The organism is Rhizobium aouanii, from assembly GCF_037002925.1.
Classification (GTDB): Bacteria; Pseudomonadota; Alphaproteobacteria; order Rhizobiales; family Rhizobiaceae; genus Rhizobium; species Rhizobium aouanii.
Window position 1 is genome coordinate 60,564 of the sequence record NZ_JBAMYD010000004.1, and the last position, 18,954, is coordinate 79,517.

An 18,954-nucleotide genomic window follows, 5' to 3' on the forward strand; every position below is an offset into this window, starting at 1 on the left:
TGGCCTGTCATTGGAGGCGTCCAGCCACTCAGATGTCGAGCGTGTTGTCGCGTTCCCATTGGGTGAAATGCGAGCAGTAAGCGTTCCATTCCTGATGCTTGAGCTTCAGATAGGCGGCGGAAAACTCGGCCCCGACCGCCTGCTTCAAGCCCTCGTCGGCATCATAAGCGCGCAACGCATCGAGCAGGTTGAGCGGCAGGCGCGGGGCGTCCTTCACCAGGTACCCCTCGGCATACATGTCGATATCGTAGTGGCGGCCGGGATCGGCTTGGCTGCGGATGCCGTCAAGGCCGGCCGCGATGATGATCGCCTGCAGCAGGTAGGGATTAACAGCCCCGTCAGGCAGGCGCAGCTCGAAGCGTCCTGGCCCCGGCACGCGCACCATGTGGGTGCGGTTGTTGCCCGTCCAGGTGACCGTGTTCGGCGCCCAGGTGGCGCCCGATGTCGTGCGTGGCGCGTTGATGCGCTTGTAGGAATTGACCGTCGGATTGGTGATCGCGGCAAGCGCGGAGGCGTGCTTCATGATGCCGCCGAGGAAGGTTTTGCCCTGAGCGGAAAGCCCAAATGGCATTTCCTTGTCGGCGAAGGCGTTTACCTTGCCATCTATGTCCCAGACCGAAATATGGGCATGGCACCCGTTTCCGGTCAGGCCCTTGAAGGGCTTCGGCATGAACGTGGCGCGAAGGCCGTGCTTTTCGGCGACTGACTTGACCATGAACTTGAAGAAGGAATGCTTGTCCGCCGTCTGAAGCGCGTCGTCATATTCCCAGTTCATCTCGAACTGGCCGTTCGCGTCCTCGTGGTCGTTCTGATAAGGCTTCCAGCCGAGCTCGAGCATGTAGTCGCAAATCTCGGCGATGACATCATAGCGACGCATCACGGCCTGCTGATCATAGCAAGGCTTTTCGGCTGTATCGAACTGGTCCGAAATCACCGAGCCGTCGGCAGAGATCAGAAAGAACTCAGGCTCTACGCCGGTTTTCACCCGCAGCCCTTCTTTCGCGGCTTCAGCGACCAGTCTTTTCAGCACCACACGCGGTGCCTGTTCGACAGGCCGATCGTCCATGACGCAGTCGGCGGCAACCCATGCGACGTCTTTCTTCCAGGGTAGCTGGATGACGGAGGAAGCATCGGGAAGCGCGAACAGGTCGGGATGGGCAGGTGTCAGATCGAGCCAGGTTGCGAAGCCCGCGAAGCCGGCGCCATCTTTCTGCATATCGGCGATGGCTTCTGCGGGGACCAGCTTGGCGCGTTGGCCGCCGAACAGGTCGGTATAGCTGATCATGAAATATTTGATGCCTTTGTCTTTGGCAAAAGCAGCAAGGTCCAGTGTCATTCTCGTTCCCCTTTGGATTTCTTCGAGACACTTCGCTTATGGATGCGAGACGGCCGGGACGTCTGCCCGGCCGGTAGTAGAAATCAGTAGCCTCCCTTGCCGGGATACCAGTTGGTGCCGGCGAGCGGGATCTGGGCCATGGCGGCCGCCTCCATCGTCAGGGCGCAAAGATCTTCCGGCTCCAGGTTATGAAGGTGGTTCTTGCCGCAGGCGCGCGCGATGGTCTGGGCTTCCAGCGTCATGACCTTCAGATAGTTGGCGAGACGGCGGCCGGCGGCGATTGGATCAAGCCGCTTCATCAGTTCCGGATCCTGCGTGGTGATGCCCGCCGGGTCCTTGCCTTCGTGCCAGTCGTCATAGGCGCCGGCCGTCGTGCCGAGCTTCTGGTATTCTTCTTCCCAATGCGGATCGTTGTCGCCGATCGCAACGAGTGCTGCCGTGCCGATGGCAACCGCATCGGCGCCCAGCGCCAACGCCTTGGCCACGTCGGCGCCCGAACGGATGCCGCCCGAGATGATCAGTTGCACCTTGCGATGCATGCCGAGATCCTGCAGCGCCTGGACCGCGGGGCGGATGCAGGCGAGCGTCGGCATGCCGACATTCTCGATGAAGACATCCTGCGTGGCTGCGGTTCCGCCCTGCATGCCATCGAGCACCACCACGTCGGCCCCGGCCTTCACGGCAAGCGCTGTATCGTAATAAGGCCGCGCGCCACCGACCTTCACATAGATCGGCTTTTCCCAGTCGGTAATCTCGCGCAGTTCCAGGATCTTGATTTCGAGGTCGTCGGGGCCAGTCCAATCCGGATGGCGGCAGGCCGAGCGCTGGTCGATGCCCTTGGGCAGATTGCGCATGTTGGCGACGCGATCGGAGATCTTCTGGCCGAGCAGCATGCCCCCGCCGCCGGGCTTTGCGCCTTGACCGACGACCACTTCGATCGCGTCGGCGCGACGCAGGTCCTTGGGATTCATGCCGTATCGCGACGGCAGATACTGGTAGACCAGCGTCTGGGAATGACCGCGCTCTTCATCGGTCATCCCGCCGTCGCCTGTCGTGGTGGAGGTTCCGGCAATCGTCGCACCGCGTCCGAGCGCTTCCTTGGCATTGCCGGAGAGCGCACCGAAGCTCATGCCGGCAATAGTGATCGGCGTCTTCAGGTGGATGGGCTTTTTGGCGAAGCGCGCGCCGAGGACGACCGACGTATCGCATTTCTCGCGGTAACCTTCGAGCGGATAGCGCGAGATCGATGCGCCGAGAAACAGCAGGTCATCGAAATGCGGCACCTTCCGTTTGGTGCCGGCGCCACGGATGTCATAAATGCCGGTCGCCGCAGCACGGCGGATTTCCGCCAGCGTGTAATCGTCGAAGGTCGCGGACTTGCGCGGCGGGGTATAGGGGTTGTGATAGCTCATGATGGTCCCTCGCCTTAATATGCGTCAGCGTTGTCGATATTGAAATTGTAGAGCTTGCGGGCGGAGCCGTAACGCTTGAATTCCTCGGGCCTCACTTCGGTCACGCCCGCTTTTTCGAGAAGTTCGGCCAGCTTCGTCAGATGTTCGGGACGCAGCTCCTTTTCGATGCAATCGGCACCCAGGCTCTTGACCGAACCGCGCACGAAGAGCTTTGCCTCGTAGAGCGAATCCCCAAGCGCATCGCCGGCATCGCCGAGCACAACGAGGTGACCGGACTGGCCCATGAAGGCGGACATGTGGCCGATATTGCCGTGAACGACAATGTCGATGCCCTTCATCGAGATGCCGCAGCGTGACGCCGCATTGCCCTTGATGACAAGGAGGCCGCCGCGGCCGGTTGCGCCGGCATACTGGCTGGCATCGCCCTCGATGACGACTGTTCCAGACATCATGTTTTCCGCAACACCCGGACCTGCCGAACCGTGAACGGTGACGGTTCCGCCGTCGTTCATCCCGGCGCAGTAATAGCCGACCGACCCCTTCACATCGACCGTGACCGGCGCATCGATGCCGACGGCAACCGAATGGCTGCCGCGCGGATTGACGACTTCGAAGGAAAGATCGTTCGAACCGTTCTGGATGTTGTGCAGGGCGCTGTTGAGTTCACGCAACGGCGTAGTGGCAAGATCAATGACAGGCATGTTTCGATAACCCTTGGAGAATACGCATGAGGCGCCGGTCAAGCGACCTTCTGGTGATCCCAGAAATAGACGGTTGCAGGCTCCGGCTCCCAGACCCGGGCATTCTCGATGCCGGGCAGATTGACGAGCGCCCGGTATTCCGAACCGAAGGCGACATACTGGTCCGTTTCGGCCATGACGGCGGGCTTGCAGGCGATCGCATCGCGCACGACGCCGAAGCCGGACTTCGTGCCGACGACGAAGGTGAAGAAGCCGTCGAGGTCATCCACCGCGCCTTCCAGCGCCTGGCCGAGATTCTTGCCCTTGGCCATCTCTGCCGTCAGATAGGCGGCGGCGACCTCGGTGTCGTTTTCGGTTTCGAAGGTCATGCCTTCGCGCTTCAGCTCGCGGCGGAGATTGTTGTGGTTGGACAGCGAGCCATTATGCACCAGGCATTGGTCGGAGCCGGTGGAGAAAGGATGGGCGCCGAGCGTCGTGACGGCTGATTCCGTCGCCATGCGGGTATGGCCGATGCCGTGGGTGCCGCCCATTGAATTGACCGCGAAGCGCGAGACGACATCCTTCGGCAGGCCCGTTTCCTTATAGATCTCGATGGCGTCGCCGCTGCTCATGATGCGGATGTTCGGACGCAATTCCGAAACGGCCGCCTTGCCCGCGTCGAGCAGATCCTTCGCAAGCGTGATGACGGCATGCGTGCTCTTCACCTGAATGGAGACCGATGCGCCAACCGCCTGGCCGAGCTCGGCCTCGAGGCCGGCGAAATCCTTCTTCGGATTGGCCGACTGGATGGTGATCTTGGCATTGCTGCCGCTGGCGTCGCCATAGATCGCGATTCCGGCGCTGTCCGGCCCCCGATCCGTCATCGTCACCAGCATCGAGGACAGCAGTGCCCCGAGCTCCGGTTCGAGACTTTTATCCTTGAGGAAGAGACCCACAATTCCGCACATGACCAGACCTCCGTTCGTGTTGAGAAAGGACTAGCAGGTCTGTTTTCAGTTTTCAACTCGGAAGAAAGATTTTTTCTTTTAAGGCAAGTCAGCCTTTCGAGCTCTGCTGTGGATAGCTGATGATCGAGAGGTACTTGCTCGGCAGTTTCACCAGCTGCTCCGGCCCATGCGGCGCATCGGCGTCGAAGAATAGGCTGTCGCCCGGCTGCATCTGGAAAAGCTGGTCGCCGTGGCGGTAAACGACTTCGCCCTCGAGCATATAGAGAAACTCCATCCCCTCGTGCTGGAAGGTCGGGAAGATGTCGGAGTCGGTCGTCAGGGTGATGAGGTAGGGCTCGACGATGACGCCGCTGGTATTGTTGTCGATATGACCGAGCACATTATATTGATGACCGGCGCGCGTGCCGCGCCGTTCGAGCTCGATGCCTTGGCCTGCCTTGACGAAGACGGCGTTGCGCGGTTCCTCGAAACGGCGGAAGAAGGCCGTCAGCGGCACGCCAAGTGCCCGCGACAGCGATTGCAGCGTCGTCAGCGACGGCGAGATGTTGCCGTTCTCGATCTTCGACAGCATGCCGAGCGAAATGCCAGTTGCCGCCGCCAGATCGGTGACGGTAATGCCGAGTTTCTTGCGGTAGGCGCGCACCTCATGGCCGATCGCCATTTCGAGATTGTTTTCCTTCGGCTCGCGGACGGCGTGCGGGTCTTGGGAAAAGGGAGCGCGCCCGCCATGCGCCTGTTCCGGTTGCTCTGCCGCTTCACGCCTGGATTTCATGGATTTTCCCCTGCCGCCTTCTCTTTTGTCCAAAGGCAACCCTATCGTCATAGTGAAAATTTCTCAACCGTGAAGAAAACCTATTCCCGCCGTGCCTCACGCGGAGCGATGCCGTAGACGGCACGGAACATCCGGGAAAAATGGCTCAGGCTGGAAAAGCCGGTGGCCACCGCGATTTCCGAGACGGAAAGCGGGCTCTGCTTCAGCAGCCGATGGGCATGCTGCAGCCTGATCCTGCGGTACTGCTCGAGGAAGGTACTGCCGAGATGAGCCGCAAAGAGCCGGTCGAGATGGCGGGTGGTGACGCCGGCAATGCGCGCCATGGCGGCACGCTCCAGCGGCATCTCGATCGTCTCCTCCATCCGTTCGAGAACGCTGAGCAGGCCGGGATGATAGACGCCATAGCGCTCCGCCAGTGAGGCGCGCTGGGGTGCAGCCGGCTCGTTGACCTCTGTATGAAGATACCAGTCGCTGACGCGGCGGGCGAAATCCGGCCCCATGCGCTCGGCGATCAGCACATGCATCATGTCGAGCGGTGCGATGCCGCCGCCGCAGGTGATCCGGTTGCCGTCGATCATGAAGCGCGCCTGGCGCGGCGTGAGATCCGGGAAGGCTTCGAGAAGAGCTGCCGCATGCTCCCAGTGGATGGTGAAGTCGCGGCCGCCGAGCAGTCCGGCAGCGGCCATCAGATAGGGGCCGCCCGAGATGCCGCCGATCCTCACACCTTCGCGCGACAGCTGCCTCAAGCAGGACAGCACGCCGGGATAGCGCCAGTCGCGGGGCAATCCGCCGGCGCAGACGAAGGCCGTTCCGAGCCCCGAGCCCCTGACCGGGAGAGGTTCGGCGGGGACGCTGACACCCGAGGAGGAGAGTGCCGGTGTGCCATCCGGCGAGAAGATCTGCAGCCGATAGATCTCCCGTCCGGCCAGAAGATTTGCCGCCCTGAGCGGTTCGGTCGCCGAGGCATAGGACATCAGCGCAAATCCCGGGATGAGGATGAAGCCGATCGTCTGCACATTTCTGCTATCAAGCGAGGACATGTCTCTTTCTTAGCCAATCCTGTCCCTTCTGTGCAAGTCAACCCTCCCCTTTCTGGCATCATGCACCTGTTCTTTCCGGGGTGACCCATGCGCTATTCCGCTCTTTCGATTTTCCTGAACGGCCTTCGCGGCAACAAAGGCTGGGCGCCGGCCTGGCGCGATCCGACGCCGAAGCCGCATTACGACGTCGTCATCGTTGGCGGCGGCGGCCATGGTCTTGCCACCGCCTATTATCTTGCCAAGGAATTCGGCGTCACCAATGTCGCCGTCCTGGAAAAGGGCTATCTCGGCTCCGGCAATATCGGCAGGAACACGACGATCATCCGGTCGAACTACCTGCTGCCTGGTAATAATCCCTTCTACGAGCTGTCGATGAAGCTCTGGGAAGGGCTGGAGCAGGACTTCAACTTCAACGCCATGGTCTCGCAGCGCGGCGTGCTCAACCTCTTCCATTCCGACGCCCAGCGCGACGCCTATACGCGCCGCGGCAATGCCATGCGGCTGCACGGCGTCGATGCCGAGCTTCTCGACCGGCAGGCGGTACGCAAGAAATTGCCCTTCCTCGATTTCGACAATGCCCGTTTCCCCATTATGGGCGGCCTGTTCCAGCCGCGCGGCGGCACGGTGCGCCATGATGCGGTCGCCTGGGGTTATGCGCGCGGCGCCGATCAACGCGGTGTCGACATTATCACCCAGTGCGAGGTGACCGGCATCCGCAGCGAAAACGGTCAGATTACCGGCGTCGAGACCAGCAAGGGTTTCATCGGCTGCGGCAAGCTGGCGCTGGCGGCCGCCGGCAACTCCACCGTCGTCGCCGATATGGCCGGCCTGCGGCTGCCGATTGAAAGCCATGTGCTGCAGGCCTTTGTTTCGGAGGGGCTGAAGCCATTCATCGACACGGTCGTCACTTTCGGTGCCGGGCATTTCTACGCGTCCCAGTCTGACAAGGGCGGCCTCGTCTTCGGCGGCGATATCGACGGCTACAATTCCTATGCCCAGCGCGGCAATCTCGCTTCGGTCGAGCATGTCGCCGAAGCCGGGCTGGCGCTGATCCCGTCGCTGTCGCGCGTGCGTTATCTGCGCTCCTGGGGCGGCGTCATGGATATGAGCATGGACGGCTCGCCGATCATCGACCGCACCCATATCGACAATCTCTATCTCAACACCGGCTGGTGTTACGGCGGCTTCAAGGCCACACCGGCCTCCGGCTTCTGCTATGCCCATCTGATCGCCCGCAACGCGCCGCATCAGACTGCCCGCGCCTTCAGGCTCGATCGTTTCGCGCGCGGCTACCCAATCGACGAAAAGGGCGTCGGCGCCCAGCCCAATCTGCACTGAGGACATTTAAGATGGCGAGCTTGATTTCCTGTCCTCATTGCGGCGCCCGACCGAAGGAGGAATTTTCGATCCGCGGCGATGCGGGCCTTGCTCGGCCTGCGCCGGATGCCGGTGCGGAGGCCTGGTTCGACTATGTCTATCTGCGCGACAATCCGAGAGGCCGGCACAGCGAATATTGGCACCACTCTTCCGGATGCCGCCGCTGGCTGATCGTCGAACGCGATACCGTCACCCATGCGGTCCACGGCGTCAGGGATGCCGCCCTCTCCAAGCTCGGCGGAGAACCGGCATGACGAGCTTCCGTCTTTCCTCCGGCGGCCGCATCGATCGCACCACGACGCTCGGTTTCACCTTCGACGGCAGGCCGCTTGAAGGCCATCCGGGCGACACGCTCGCCTCGGCACTGCTTGCCAACGGCGTCCAGCTCGTCGGCCGCAGCTTCAAATATCATCGCCCGCGCGGCATCCTGACGGCGGGGGCTGCCGAACCGAACGCGCTGGTGACGACGGGCAGCGGCGGGCGCACCGAACCGAATACGCGCGCGACGATGATCGAGCTTTACCAGGGGCTGACCGCAAAGAGCCAGAACCGCTGGCCTTCGCTCGGCTTCGATGTCGGCGCGGTCAACGGGCTGCTGTCGCCCTTCCTCAGCGCCGGTTTCTACTACAAGACCTTCATGTGGCCGGCGGCCCTCTGGGAAAAGCTCTACGAGCCGGTGATCCGTAAGGCGGCAGGCCTCGGCAGGGCATCCTATGAGGCCGATCCCGATTCCTACGAAAAATGCTGGGCGCATTGCGATCTGCTGGTGATCGGCGCCGGCCCCGCCGGTCTTGCCGCAGCGCTCACCGCCGGCCGGGCCGGTGCGCGCGTCATCCTCGCCGACGAGGGATCCGAACTCGGCGGCAGCCTGCTTTCGGACAGCGGCACCATTGACGGCAAGCCGGCGGGGGCTTTTCTCGGCGAGCTGCTTGCCGAACTGGCGAGCCTGGAGAACGTGCGCCGCCTGCCGCGCATGACGGTATTCGGCTGGTACGACGACAATGTCTTCGGCGCGGTCGAACGGGTGCAGAAGCATGTGGCGATGCCCGACCCGGAACGCCCCGTCGAAAGATTGTGGCGCATCGTCGCCCGCCAGGCCATCCTTGCGACCGGCGCCGAGGAGCGTCCGCTCGTCTTCGGCGGCAACGATATTCCCGGTGTGATGATGGCAGGCGCGATGCGCAGCTATCTCAATCGGCAGGCGGTCGCACCGGGCAGAAGCACTGTCATCTTCACCACCAACGACGCCGGATATCGCACCGCCGCCGATCTCGAGGCCGCCGGCCTCGCCGTCGCGGCGATCGTCGACAGTCGCGGGGATGGAGGAGGGAGCTGGCAGGGCCGCGCCGAAGTGCTGGAGGGCGCCAGGGTCATCGATGCATTTGGCGGCAAGAGCCTGGGCAGCGTCACCGTCAAGACGGGAGACGGCACCCGCCGGATCGAGGCGGATGCGCTGGCCATGTCGGGCGGCTGGAGCCCGATCATCCATCTTGCCTGCCATCGCGGTGCGAAACCGCAATGGTCGCACGAAGCCTCGGCGTTTCTGGCGCCCGCCCAGCAGGAAGGCCTTGCCGTTGCCGGCTCGGCCGCCGGCCTTGCGAAGACGGCGACCTGCCTTGGGGATGGCGCCGCAAAGGCAGCTGCCGCGTTGAAGACGATCGGCTTCGCGGCGGCGGAACCGGCCTTTGCCGCGGCCTCCGAGGCGGCTGCACAGGCAAAGCCGCTCTGGTCGGTCAAGGGCTCGAAGGGCAAGGCTTTCGTCGATTACCAGAACGACGTGCATCTCAAGGATCTCGGCCTCGCCGTCCGCGAAGGCTACGGCCATGTCGAGCTCGCCAAGCGTTACACCACATCAGGCATGGCGACCGATCAGGGCAAACTTTCCAATATCAACGCCATCGGCATCCTTGCCGAGGCGCGCGGCGTGTCGCCCGCCGAGGTGGGAACGACGACCTTCCGGCCCTTCTATACGCCGGTCTCCTTCGGCGCTTTGACCGGGGCATCGCGCGGCAAACATTTCCAGCCGGCGCGCAAATCGCCGCTGCATGGCTGGGCCGAGAAGAACGGCGCGGTCTTCGTCGAAACCGGCCTCTGGTATCGTTCCGCCTGGTTCCCGCGCCCCGGCGAGACGACATGGCGCGAAAGCGTCGACCGCGAGGTGCTGAACGTCAGGAAGAATGCCGGCCTCTGCGATGTCTCGACCCTCGGCAAGATCGAAATCTTTGGCAAGGATGCCGCGACCTTCCTCGATCGCATCTATTGCAACGGCTTCGCCAAGCTTGCAGTCGCCAAGGCGCGTTACGGCATCATGCTGCGCGAGGACGGCTTCATCTATGATGACGGCACCACCAGCCGGTTCAGTGACGAGCATTTCTTCATGACGACGACGACCGCACTTGCCGCCGGCGTGCTGACCCATCTCGAATTCTGCGCCCAGACGCTCTGGCCCGATCTCGACGTCTGCTTTGCCTCCTCGACCGATCAATGGGCGCAGATGGCCGTTGCCGGACCGAAGTCGCGCGCCATTCTCCAGGAGATCGTCGACGAGGATTTGTCGAATGCGGCCTTCCCCTTCATGAGCGCCCGCAAGGTCTCCCTCTTCGGCGGCCGCCTCGAAGGCCGGCTCTTTCGGATCTCCTTCTCAGGCGAACTTGCCTACGAGCTGGCAGTACCCGCCGGCTACGGCGAAGGCGTTGCCGATGCGGTCATGGCGGCGGGCGAGAAACATGGCATCTGCGCCTACGGCGCCGAGGCGCTCGGCGTCATGCGCATCGAAAAGGGCCATGTCACCCATGCCGAAATCAACGGCACGGTGACGCCTGGCGACCTCGGTTTCGGCCGCATGGTTTCATCAACCAAGCCGGATTTCATCGGCAAGGCAATGCTTGCGCGTGAAGGGTTGCAGGATCCCGAGCGGCCGCGCCTCGTCGGCGTCAAGCCGCTTAATCCGGCGACCGGTTTCCGCACCGGCTCGCATATTCTCGCCGACGGCGGTGGGGCGACGCTCGAAAACGACCAGGGCTACGTGACATCAAGCGCCTTTTCGCCGGGGCTCGGCCATACAATCGGCCTGGCGCTCGTCCGGCGTGGGCCGGAGCGCATCGGTGAAAAGGTGACGGTCTGGAACGGCCTGCGCAACGAATTCACCGATGCGGTGCTCTGCCATCCCGTCTTCATCGATCCCGAAAACGAGAAGCTCCATGCGTGATCTTCCGCAACACAAACCGGTTCTTGCCGGCATGGCATATCAGAGTATCTCAGAGGCAGGCGTCCGGCTGGAAGCCTTGCCGGAAGGCCATCTCGTGCATGTGCTCGGCGCGATCGAACCATCAGCGCTCGCCGCGGAATTGGTGAAAGCAGGCTTTGCGAAAAGTTCGATCCGTAAGGCGGGCTTCCGGCAATGGTTCGTTGCCGGCGATGAGCCGCTTATCCAGGCCAGCCTCGATGCTCTCGCGGCAGCGCTTGCGGGCAAGGTTTTCCTCATGGACCAGAGCCATGGCCGCGTGCGCATCGGCGTTTCCGGCCGTTCTTCGCGGGCGCTTCTCTCAAGGGGGACCGCCGTCGATCTCGATCCTTCCGTCTTTCCGGAAGGCCATTCGGCAATGACGATGATCGGTCATCTCTCCGTGCAGATCGTCCGCACCGGCGATGACAGCTTCGAACTCACGGTCCTGCGCAGTTTTGCCGAAAGCCTCTGGGACGATCTCGCGCATACGGCGGCGAGCGCTGAAAAGGATAGCGTCTGACAGAGCATGATGCCGAAAAGTGTGAGCGGTTTTCGGATGACATCATGCTCTAACTATATAATGTAGAACAGAATTTCGATCGTCTTTAAGCTGTATGCAGCGCAGCGGCACCGACCCACTCGGGGCGCTCGGCGCCTTGCAGCTCTTCCACTGCATCGGCGGCGAAGCTCGGCACGACACCGGTCCACAGCAGTGCGCCATCGGGATTGGAATGGCCGTCGCCCTCGAGCTTGTAGATGCTTTCGACGATATATTGGCCGTCATTGTTCAGGCCCTTGATCTCGGAGATCTCGATCACCCGGCGCCTTCCGGTGCGCTTGAAGCGGGCGATCTGCACGACGACGTCGACCGCCGAGGCGATCTGGGCGCGCAGCGGCCGAAGCGGCATGTCGATATCAGACATCAGCGCCAGCGTTTCCAGCCGGTGCAGGGAGTCATAGGGCGTGTTCGCATGTACCGTCGAAAGGCTGCCGCTGTGGCCTGATGTCATCGCCTGGATCATATCGAGCGCCTCGCCGCCGCGGCACTCGCCGACGATGACCCGGTCCGGCCGCATGCGCAGCGACGAGCGGAAGAGGTCGCGGATGCTGGCGCCGCCGCGGCCGAAACGGTCGGGCTTGGTCACTTCGAGATAGACGACGTGTTCCTTGCGGATCTGCAGTTCCGACGTGTCCTCGATGACGATGATGCGCTCGTGGTCGGCAAAGGCTTCCGACAGCGCGTTCAGCATCGTCGTCTTGCCGGTGCCGGTGCCGCCGGAGATGATCACGTTTTTCTGCAGCCCGACGGCCGCCTGCAGCAGCGTCAGCGACTGGTCGGTCAGGCTGCCCTGGGTGACGAGATCGCGGATGCTGCGATGTTCTTTCAGAAAGCGGCGAATGGAGATGCAAAGCCCGGTGCGGGAGGCGGGCGGCTGGATCATCTGCACGCGCGAACCATCCGGCAAACGCGCCTCGACGCTCGGCTCCTCCGGCGTCAGCCGCTTGCCTGAGAACTGCGCGATGCTGCGCGCGGCCGATTCCAGGTCTTCGCGGCTGGCGAAGCGCGTATCGGCGCGTTCGAGCTTGCCTCGCCTTTCGACGAAGATGTCGGATGTGCCGTTGATCAGGATTTCGGACACGCTCGGATCATCGAGGAGAAAACGGATCGGCCCGAGCAGCTTGTCCAGCGCCCGGGTCAGGACCTGGAAGGTTGCCTGTTCGGCAGCGTCGTCGGAAACGGCTTTCATCAGAGCGGCATCCCGACCAGGACCGTGCTCATGCCGAACAGTGTTGCCATCATCTGAACCGCGGTGGGAAAGAACATCATCAATGGAATGAGGACCAATGCAAGTATTAAGATGCTGCTCATCGTTTCCATCGTTCTCTCTCCGGATCGACTGGCGGGCGATACCCACCATTTGACGAAAGCTTAATCCAGATCGCCAAACAACGCCATGGCCAGGTCCCGCGGAGGCAGTCATTATGATCGCCGCACGCGGTTTCTTCTATCGCTTTGAAAGAATTGACCAATTATGGAGCAGTAGACGAGGCCTTGCAAGGTTGACAAAAACTTCGGCCATGCAGGTAAAACTGTATCTTATTCAATCGGTTAGTTGAAATAATATGACGTCAACTGCGATTGTGCCGGCGATGCCTCCAAGACAATTGGAACCCTTCGTTTCGTTTGCTTGACGGAGGGCTGGCCTTGGGCGCACTCTTGGGTCTTAATGGTGTTGTTCAACAAACGTTGGCCGCCGGGGAAGATAAGCTGAAGCAGAAAATATCATTGGATCGAGCAACATGCTCGTTCGGATCGATAGCGTATGCTTGGTTCATCTTCACCACGGCTTCGAACCGAAACAAACCTGGGAATGAGGAGTAATCACATGTTTGGTAAACTCAAGACTCTCGCAATTGCACTTCACAAGGACGAACGCGGCGACATGGCCCAGATCGTCCTGGCGGTCGCCCTGATCGTCATTCCGCTGATGCTGATCCTGCTCGCATTCGGCAAACAGATCGGCGAATGGTTCAACGAAAAGAACACGGCGCTCTCGGATGCCGAGAGAATTCCCGAGCCCGGTCAATAAGCGGATCGGGATCATGGATACGACCTATGATCTGACCCTGATGCCTGCGGCGGCGGCTCTTGCCGTCGCCTGCACCATGACCGCGGCGGTGCTCGACCATCGCCACGGTCATATTCCGAACGCCGTCACCTACCCCTGCCTGCTTGGCGGGTTCATGTTGGCGGCAATCAGCGGCGGTCTCGCAGGAATAGGGCTTGCCTTCGCCGGCCTCCTCGCAGCCGGCCTGATCTTCATCATCGCCTTCGCAGCCGAAAGCTGCGGCGGCGGCGACGTCAAGCTGATGGCGGCGCTCGGCGCCATTCTCGGCCTCTGGCCCGCCATCGACGTCACGCTTGCATCGCTGATGGCCGGCGGCGTGATCGCCGTTTTCTCCATGGCGCGGCGTGTTCAATGGAGCGTGCTGGCCCGAACGGTCGGACTGTTTGCGCTTCTCCTGCCTGCCGGTTTCCGCGATGCCGCTTCGATGCTGAAGCCGCGCGAAACCCATCATACCGTCCGCTTCGGCGTTGCCGCGGCTCTCGGACTTCTCTGGTGTCTTTTCATGCCCGATTTCACCCCTCTTTCATTCGTGAGGTAACGGCAATGCGCGCGGAACTCGAACGCCCCCTCTTCGACGGTGCCTTCTGGAGTTCGATCCTGCACTCGCGGACCTTCTGGGTCCCTCAGGATCACGGCGCGCTCCTCGGTACCTTTGCGATCGCCGTGATGCTGCTTGCCTCGATGCTGCTGCTGCCGCTGCTTTCCGCCCGCCGGCGCCGGATATCGGAGCTGCACGGCGACATCTCCGGCAGCACGACGATGATGGATTTCGTTCTCGTGACACCGGTCTTCGTCTTCTTCATGTTCGTGGTCTTCCAGTTCACGATCCTGGCCAAGAACCACCTCTTCACCCATTATGCCGCCTATGCGGCGGCGCGCAGCGCCCGTGTCTATTTCTGTCCGGCCCTGCCGATCACCATCCGGAGCTTGATCGACGCCAGGACCTGCGACGACGATGCTGCCGCCGGCAAGGCCGATCTTGCCGCCCGCCTGGCACTGATCCCGGCCGCACCCTACGACCAGCTGAGATGCGTCGGCGCCTGCCAGCCGCCTGAAGATGCGCTGAAAAGCCTTGCCGATGCCTCCGGTCTTTCGAAGAACTGGCGCGCGATGCGCAACCAGGCCCGCTATATGTTCGACCCGCAGAACGTCACCGTGACCGTCGACCGCGCGCCGATGGCGCTCTATGCCGCCATCAACCGCTCGCCGCATGTGCCTGTTACCGCCAAGGTGGAAGCCCGCTTCCTGCTGCTCGAATATGCCGGCTGGGTCTTTGCCCGCGGCCAGAGGAAAGACGGCCGCTACTACACGATCTCGACGGCGGAGGTGAACCTGCTATGACACCGACCCTTATCAAGCGCCTACACCGCGACGAACGCGGCTTCCTGTCGCCGATCATTCTCTACATGACGATCGCGCTCGCCCTGATGATCGTCTGGATCCTGAATACGGGACAGATGATCTACGACAAGCAGCGCACCCAGGACACGGCCGACGCCGCAGCACTCGTCCATGCCGACTGGGAAGCCCGCTATCTCAACATCATGGCGATGAACAACGTCGCTTCCTCGCAGGCAACCGTCGTCATGGCGACCTCGGTCGCCTTCCAACTGACGACGGCGGAGCTGGCCCTGCGCTCGACCGCCATTCTGGCAAAACTCGCCCAATATTCTTTCACGGAAGGCTTCGGCCCGGCGTCGCTCCTGCCGCCGATGCCGCCGATGCCCTATTGCCCGGGCTGGCAGAAGGTTCCGATCGTCGGCGGCATCATCTACGGTGCTTGCCTGGCGTTCCAGGGGGTTCGGGCGATAGGAGCCACCAAAGCGCTTGCATATACGGTAAAAGCACAGCTCGATTATGATCCATGGGGCCTTATCGAAAAGTCCAGCGACATCATCGACGCCATGAACGACCTCAACGACTACCTTGTCGAGAGCTTTCCGCAGCGGGTCGGCAACGAAGCCCTGCATCTGGTGCGCCTGAACAAGTCGGATCATGTCGTCTTCCATCCGCCATGCGAGTCCTGCAACGACGCCGGAGAAGGTGCGGGCGGTAACCTGCCGGTCGATCGCGACGGCATCAATCCCGCCTCGGCCTATGCTGAAATGTGCCTTGCCATGGCCAATGGCACCCAGGGGCAGGACCCGCTTCTCATGCGCGGCGAGTTTGCCAAGCGTGGCTTCCCCGACGGCAAGGGTCCGTTGACCGCAGGCGGCGTCGACGGCAGCCATATCCGCGACTGGGTCAACCACGAGAGCGGCATCGACGATGCGCTGGTGGACTTCTACATCTTTTATGAAGCCTTCGGCCCGGCCTATCTGAGCAAGATTCCATTCAAGGCGATCATCGAGCAATTTGGTGATCTCAGCTGGTGGCAGGAACTGCTGCTCGATGGCAGCTTCTTTGTCGCCGAGGAATTCTTCGGCATCGAGTTCGGCGTCGTGAACCCCTTCCAGCTGCCGATCGACGTGCCGCCGCGCTATTCCGACAAGCAGACAAAGGACGAGAACGATTTCACCCGCAAGTTCGACACGATCTGGAATGGGGTCTGCAGCCCGGCGGGCGCTGCGATTTCTATGGCAGGCGCACTGCCCGTGATCTCCTTCCCGAAGCCTTACTGGCTGAAGGGACGCATACCGTTTAACTTCACGCCCTTCGGCGGCGAGCAGCTCGACGACTACCAGACGCTGGCGATCGTTTCCCGCGCCCCGCGCGCCAGGCTGCAGATCCGCATCTTCAAGGACAAAACACCGTCCGCCTACGCCTTGGCGCAGAGCTGGGTCCACAATTACACGGCCTTCGACCTCTACACCCAGGACTGGCTCGCATCGCTTGCCCCCGCCACGCTTGCCGACGATACCAGCGAGGTTTCCAACACCATCAAGCAGAGCCCGGCGGCCGACAGTTTTACCGGCTTGACCCGCGTCTTCGATCAGGGAGGAGCCAATGCCTGGGCTGCCGTCAACACACACTGAGCCCATGGGCGGCCCTCCGGGCCGCGGGCTGCTGATGCGGCTGCACCGCGACAGGCGCGGTCTTGCCTCGATCGAATTCGTGCTCGCCGCGCCGGTCATCTTGCTGATCGTGATTTTTGTCATTCATGCGAACAAGATTTCCACCAAGAAGGTCGGAACCATGGTGGCGATGCGCAACGCCGCCTTCGCCGAGGCGAATGGGCTGGACTGCACGTCGGATTTCTCGAACGTCTTTCCGATCCCGGCCTTGCCGGCACTGCCCGGACGCGACGTCATGAGCTGCTCACGCACACCATCGCATGAAGGCGGCGGCGACCCTCAGCGCACCTTTGTCTGGGACGACGTACAGAATACCTGGAAGAGCGATGGCCGCGATTTCGGAGACATGGTCGGCGACCTCGCCAATGAGAAGCCGCAGCTCGTCACCGCGACGGCCGACCGGGTCTACAAGTTCAGGGATTCCGACGATCTCGATACGATCAGGAGCCTCCGCTGGAAGGACGCGTTCACGGTTGATGATTCGACGCTGTTTGCTTCCCACAACAACGATACCACGCGCCGCGGCTACGATCCGACGCTGCGCCGGGAAATCCGCGATGTGGCCGACGATTCCGGCGATCTGTTCGACGGCGTCTTTCCGGGAGCCAAATAAGATGAGACAGGGTTCACGCATCTCCTTTCGTCTCGTCGGCTTGGCGCTTGTCATCGGACTCGCCGCTCTGGCCACACCTGTTCGAGCCGAGATCTACAAGGATTTGAGGGTGACGCTGAATTCGATGCTGGCCGGCATCCTTGGTGCGCCGGAGCGGGCGCCGCGCGATCTCGTCATCAACGGCCAGCCGCTTGAATTCACGCCCTACCAGAGCGAGCGCAGCATTTCCGATATCACCGACGAGTGGCTGCGGGTCCTGGCCGTCAATACCCGCCCTGCCCTGCCGAAAAGCAACGACAAGGAAGAACTGACCGCCGTCATTGCCGCCAACATGCTGATCGTCCCGAAGACGAGCCGCATCCGCGACGATCTCGCCGTGGTGGTGCGGTTCTTTGACGGCGACGGCGAGGCTGCCCTCGATTATCTCAGACGGCAGGATCCTGCAAATCCTTCGGTGAGAGCGCCCATCCCCGGCGTCACGATCATGATCCGCAGGCCCGCCGATGCGCCGATGTCCGAGGTGCTGATGAGCCGCTTCGACGATGTTGCCTCGACGCTGCCGGCCTTTGCAGCACCTGCCGATGTCGGCAAGCTGCCGCAGTCGCTGCGTCCGCCGGCCGGTGTCGAGGTGCTGAGCGATATCGGCGATCGCGACAAGGGCCACACGTCGCGCACGGTCGTGTCGAAAGGCACGCTGTCGGCCGTGCGCTGGGCCGAAGCGCGCGCCGATCTGCTTGCCCGCGATGGTTTCACCATCGAGACGCCGCCGGCACAGCGCGGCGGGGTCACTGCCCTTTATGGCCGGCGCGGCAGCGTCGAGGCCAATGTTCTTTACACCAGAAGCAAAACCGACGGCCGGACCGTCGAGGTCATTCAAATCAGGCAACCCTTCGTCGAAGGAATAACACCATGAACTGGAAGCTCATCGCGGCTGTCATCGTCGGGCTCATCACCGGCGTTCTGCTCTATTTCTGGACCGAGAGCGTCAAGAACGAGCAGACGGCCTATGCCTTCATGCGGCTTCAGCCCGACAGGAAGGTTACGCGAGGACAGGCGATTACGCCAGACATGCTCGCCGAACCGGTGATGCTGCCGGAAAGCTTCGGACCGCTGGCCAAACTCGCGGTTCCCGCCGCCAGCGCCTATCAGGAATGGCTGAAGGACAGGACGGCCGCCGCCGATATTCCAGCCGGCTCCGTGTTGCTCTTCCAGTATTTCGACGATACCGACGGCGGACGCCTGACGACGATGATCGCGCCCGGCAAGCGGGCGCTGACCCTTCCCGTCAACGCGGTCGCGGCCGTCGGCCATTTCGTCGAGCCGGGCAGCTATGTCGATATCCTCGGCACGGTCGACGAACCGGTCGAGCCCGTGGCGCCGGCCGCTGCGACCCAGCCGGGAGCTCCCGGCCAGCCCGCTGCCGTGCCAGGTCAGCCTGCCGTCCCCGGCCAGGCGCCTACCGCGGCCGGACAGCCGCAGGCTCCAGCCCAGCCGCAGTCGCCGGTCGAGCAGATGCTGAAGAACTATCTCACCCAGTATCCAGGCGCCGACGAGAACGATGTCAACGCCTACCGCAAACAGGCGCAGGATTATAAACTGGGCATAAGCTCGCGCACCCGCGTCGTCACCCGCACCTTCCTGCAGAATGTCAAAGTGCTGGCCGTCGGGGCGGCGACGACGGCGGAGGGCGCGGTCACCAAGGCCAACAGCACGTACAACAATGTGACCGTCGAAGTGACACCGTCGGAAGCCGAAATGCTGATTTTTGCCATGGGCCAGTCGAACGGCAGCCTTAACCTCGTGCTGCGCAATCCGGCCGACAATACCGTCGAGGACCTGCCGAGCATCAACTGGACGCGCATGTGACCGCCGCGGGGGAATGAGCC

General features: G+C 62.3%; 19 protein-coding genes. 11 read left to right on the top strand and 8 right to left on the bottom strand.

Going from position 1 to position 18,954, the window contains the following annotated elements; translation table 11 throughout:
- Positions 1-28: 28 nt before the first annotated feature.
- The 6 genes from glnT to V8P77_RS08400 all read right to left on the bottom strand — a co-directional run bounded on the left by glnT (position 29) and on the right by V8P77_RS08400 (position 6,208).
- Positions 29-1,336, bottom strand: a complete 1,308-nt coding sequence (glnT, locus tag V8P77_RS08375) for a type III glutamate--ammonia ligase (RefSeq protein WP_335911664.1) — start codon at positions 1,334-1,336, stop codon at positions 29-31.
- 83 nt (positions 1,337-1,419) lie between these two features.
- A complete protein-coding gene (locus V8P77_RS08380) occupies positions 1,420-2,748 on the bottom strand; it encodes an FMN-binding glutamate synthase family protein (protein ID WP_003548137.1) in 1,329 nt (442 codons plus the stop codon).
- A 14-nt stretch (positions 2,749-2,762) separates the two neighbouring features.
- Entirely contained in the window at positions 2,763-3,449 is a 687-nt protein-coding gene (locus tag V8P77_RS08385) for a GltB/FmdC/FwdC-like GXGXG domain-containing protein (RefSeq protein WP_003548139.1), read from the bottom strand.
- A gap of 38 nt (positions 3,450-3,487) precedes the next feature.
- Positions 3,488-4,396, bottom strand: coding sequence for a class II glutamine amidotransferase (locus tag V8P77_RS08390; protein WP_168258995.1), 909 nt, complete (start codon positions 4,394-4,396; stop codon positions 3,488-3,490).
- A gap of 88 nt (positions 4,397-4,484) precedes the next feature.
- Positions 4,485-5,168 carry a helix-turn-helix domain-containing protein gene (locus V8P77_RS08395; protein WP_335911713.1) on the bottom strand — a complete coding sequence of 228 codons (684 nt, stop codon included), beginning with the start codon at positions 5,166-5,168 and terminating at the stop codon, positions 4,485-4,487.
- Between the two features lie 80 nt (positions 5,169-5,248).
- Complete coding sequence (locus V8P77_RS08400; protein ID WP_335911715.1) at positions 5,249-6,208, bottom strand: GlxA family transcriptional regulator; 960 nt, start codon at positions 6,206-6,208, stop codon at positions 5,249-5,251.
- 87 nt (positions 6,209-6,295) lie between these two features.
- Between V8P77_RS08400 and V8P77_RS08405 the strand changes: the two genes are divergently transcribed.
- Genes V8P77_RS08405 through V8P77_RS08420 form a run of 4 tightly spaced genes read left to right on the top strand, consistent with a single transcriptional unit; the run spans position 6,296 to position 11,331 of the window.
- Entirely contained in the window at positions 6,296-7,546 is a 1,251-nt protein-coding gene (locus V8P77_RS08405; RefSeq protein ID WP_335911716.1) for a sarcosine oxidase subunit beta family protein, read from the top strand.
- 11 nt (positions 7,547-7,557) lie between these two features.
- Positions 7,558-7,839 (top strand): sarcosine oxidase subunit delta, encoded by a 282-nt coding sequence (locus V8P77_RS08410; RefSeq protein ID WP_027690120.1) that lies wholly within the window; start codon positions 7,558-7,560, stop codon positions 7,837-7,839.
- Positions 7,836-10,793: a sarcosine oxidase subunit alpha family protein gene (locus V8P77_RS08415; protein ID WP_335911720.1), complete on the top strand. Its 2,958-nt coding sequence runs from the start codon at positions 7,836-7,838 to the stop codon at positions 10,791-10,793. Before V8P77_RS08410 ends, V8P77_RS08415 begins: the two co-directional genes overlap by 4 nt.
- Positions 10,786-11,331 carry a sarcosine oxidase subunit gamma gene (locus tag V8P77_RS08420; RefSeq protein WP_335911721.1) on the top strand — a complete coding sequence of 182 codons (546 nt, stop codon included), beginning with the start codon at positions 10,786-10,788 and terminating at the stop codon, positions 11,329-11,331. The genes V8P77_RS08415 and V8P77_RS08420 overlap by 8 nt, the downstream gene beginning before the upstream one ends.
- Positions 11,332-11,416: 85 nt before the next feature.
- Here the strand turns inward: V8P77_RS08420 and V8P77_RS08425 are convergent, their stop codons facing one another.
- The gene (locus V8P77_RS08425; RefSeq protein WP_017957721.1) at positions 11,417-12,559 is read right to left on the bottom strand and encodes a TadA family conjugal transfer-associated ATPase; all 1,143 of its coding nucleotides are present in this window, start codon (positions 12,557-12,559) and stop codon (positions 11,417-11,419) included.
- Positions 12,559-12,690: a hypothetical protein gene (locus tag V8P77_RS08430; protein ID WP_003594894.1), complete on the bottom strand. Its 132-nt coding sequence runs from the start codon at positions 12,688-12,690 to the stop codon at positions 12,559-12,561. The genes V8P77_RS08425 and V8P77_RS08430 overlap by 1 nt, the downstream gene beginning before the upstream one ends.
- A 508-nt stretch (positions 12,691-13,198) precedes the next feature.
- On the opposite strand from V8P77_RS08430, the gene V8P77_RS08435 reads away from it, so the two are divergent.
- Genes V8P77_RS08435 through cpaB form a run of 7 tightly spaced genes read left to right on the top strand, consistent with a single transcriptional unit; the run spans position 13,199 to position 18,934 of the window.
- Positions 13,199-13,402, top strand: coding sequence for a hypothetical protein (locus V8P77_RS08435; RefSeq protein WP_003548168.1), 204 nt, complete (start codon positions 13,199-13,201; stop codon positions 13,400-13,402).
- 13 nt (positions 13,403-13,415) lie between these two features.
- Positions 13,416-13,979, top strand: coding sequence for an A24 family peptidase (locus V8P77_RS08440; protein ID WP_335911724.1), 564 nt, complete (start codon positions 13,416-13,418; stop codon positions 13,977-13,979).
- Positions 13,980-13,984: 5 nt separating this feature from the next.
- Positions 13,985-14,782 (top strand): TadE/TadG family type IV pilus assembly protein, encoded by a 798-nt coding sequence (locus tag V8P77_RS08445; protein WP_335911726.1) that lies wholly within the window; start codon positions 13,985-13,987, stop codon positions 14,780-14,782.
- A complete protein-coding gene (locus V8P77_RS08450) occupies positions 14,779-16,416 on the top strand; it encodes a TadE/TadG family type IV pilus assembly protein (protein WP_335911727.1) in 1,638 nt (545 codons plus the stop codon). Before V8P77_RS08445 ends, V8P77_RS08450 begins: the two co-directional genes overlap by 4 nt.
- Positions 16,388-17,068: a TadE/TadG family type IV pilus assembly protein gene (locus V8P77_RS08455; RefSeq protein ID WP_335911728.1), complete on the top strand. Its 681-nt coding sequence runs from the start codon at positions 16,388-16,390 to the stop codon at positions 17,066-17,068. The genes V8P77_RS08450 and V8P77_RS08455 overlap by 29 nt, the downstream gene beginning before the upstream one ends.
- Before the next feature lies 1 nt (position 17,069).
- Entirely contained in the window at positions 17,070-17,981 is a 912-nt protein-coding gene (locus V8P77_RS08460; protein ID WP_335911729.1) for a hypothetical protein, read from the top strand.
- On the top strand, positions 17,978-18,934 hold the full coding sequence (gene cpaB / locus V8P77_RS08465) for a Flp pilus assembly protein CpaB (RefSeq protein WP_335911730.1): 957 nt from the start codon (positions 17,978-17,980) through the stop codon (positions 18,932-18,934). Before V8P77_RS08460 ends, cpaB begins: the two co-directional genes overlap by 4 nt.
- Positions 18,935-18,954 lie beyond the last annotated feature (20 nt).

Coding starts and splice junctions, on each gene's coding strand:
- glnT (WP_335911664.1), bottom strand. CDS start 1,336: ATGACACTGGACCTTGCTGCTTTTGCCAAAGACAAAGGCATCAAATAT.
- V8P77_RS08380 (WP_003548137.1), bottom strand. CDS start 2,748: ATGAGCTATCACAACCCCTATACCCCGCCGCGCAAGTCCGCGACCTTC.
- V8P77_RS08385 (WP_003548139.1), bottom strand. CDS start 3,449: ATGCCTGTCATTGATCTTGCCACTACGCCGTTGCGTGAACTCAACAGC.
- V8P77_RS08390 (WP_168258995.1), bottom strand. CDS start 4,396: ATGTGCGGAATTGTGGGTCTCTTCCTCAAGGATAAAAGTCTCGAACCG.
- V8P77_RS08395 (WP_335911713.1), bottom strand. CDS start 5,168: ATGAAATCCAGGCGTGAAGCGGCAGAGCAACCGGAACAGGCGCATGGC.
- V8P77_RS08400 (WP_335911715.1), bottom strand. CDS start 6,208: ATGTCCTCGCTTGATAGCAGAAATGTGCAGACGATCGGCTTCATCCTC.
- V8P77_RS08405 (WP_335911716.1), top strand. CDS start 6,296: ATGCGCTATTCCGCTCTTTCGATTTTCCTGAACGGCCTTCGCGGCAAC.
- V8P77_RS08410 (WP_027690120.1), top strand. CDS start 7,558: ATGGCGAGCTTGATTTCCTGTCCTCATTGCGGCGCCCGACCGAAGGAG.
- V8P77_RS08415 (WP_335911720.1), top strand. CDS start 7,836: ATGACGAGCTTCCGTCTTTCCTCCGGCGGCCGCATCGATCGCACCACG.
- V8P77_RS08420 (WP_335911721.1), top strand. CDS start 10,786: ATGCGTGATCTTCCGCAACACAAACCGGTTCTTGCCGGCATGGCATAT.
- V8P77_RS08425 (WP_017957721.1), bottom strand. CDS start 12,559: ATGAAAGCCGTTTCCGACGACGCTGCCGAACAGGCAACCTTCCAGGTC.
- V8P77_RS08430 (WP_003594894.1), bottom strand. CDS start 12,690: ATGGAAACGATGAGCAGCATCTTAATACTTGCATTGGTCCTCATTCCA.
- V8P77_RS08435 (WP_003548168.1), top strand. CDS start 13,199: ATGTTTGGTAAACTCAAGACTCTCGCAATTGCACTTCACAAGGACGAA.
- V8P77_RS08440 (WP_335911724.1), top strand. CDS start 13,416: ATGGATACGACCTATGATCTGACCCTGATGCCTGCGGCGGCGGCTCTT.
- V8P77_RS08445 (WP_335911726.1), top strand. CDS start 13,985: ATGCGCGCGGAACTCGAACGCCCCCTCTTCGACGGTGCCTTCTGGAGT.
- V8P77_RS08450 (WP_335911727.1), top strand. CDS start 14,779: ATGACACCGACCCTTATCAAGCGCCTACACCGCGACGAACGCGGCTTC.
- V8P77_RS08455 (WP_335911728.1), top strand. CDS start 16,388: ATGCCTGGGCTGCCGTCAACACACACTGAGCCCATGGGCGGCCCTCCG.
- V8P77_RS08460 (WP_335911729.1), top strand. CDS start 17,070: ATGAGACAGGGTTCACGCATCTCCTTTCGTCTCGTCGGCTTGGCGCTT.
- cpaB (WP_335911730.1), top strand. CDS start 17,978: ATGAACTGGAAGCTCATCGCGGCTGTCATCGTCGGGCTCATCACCGGC.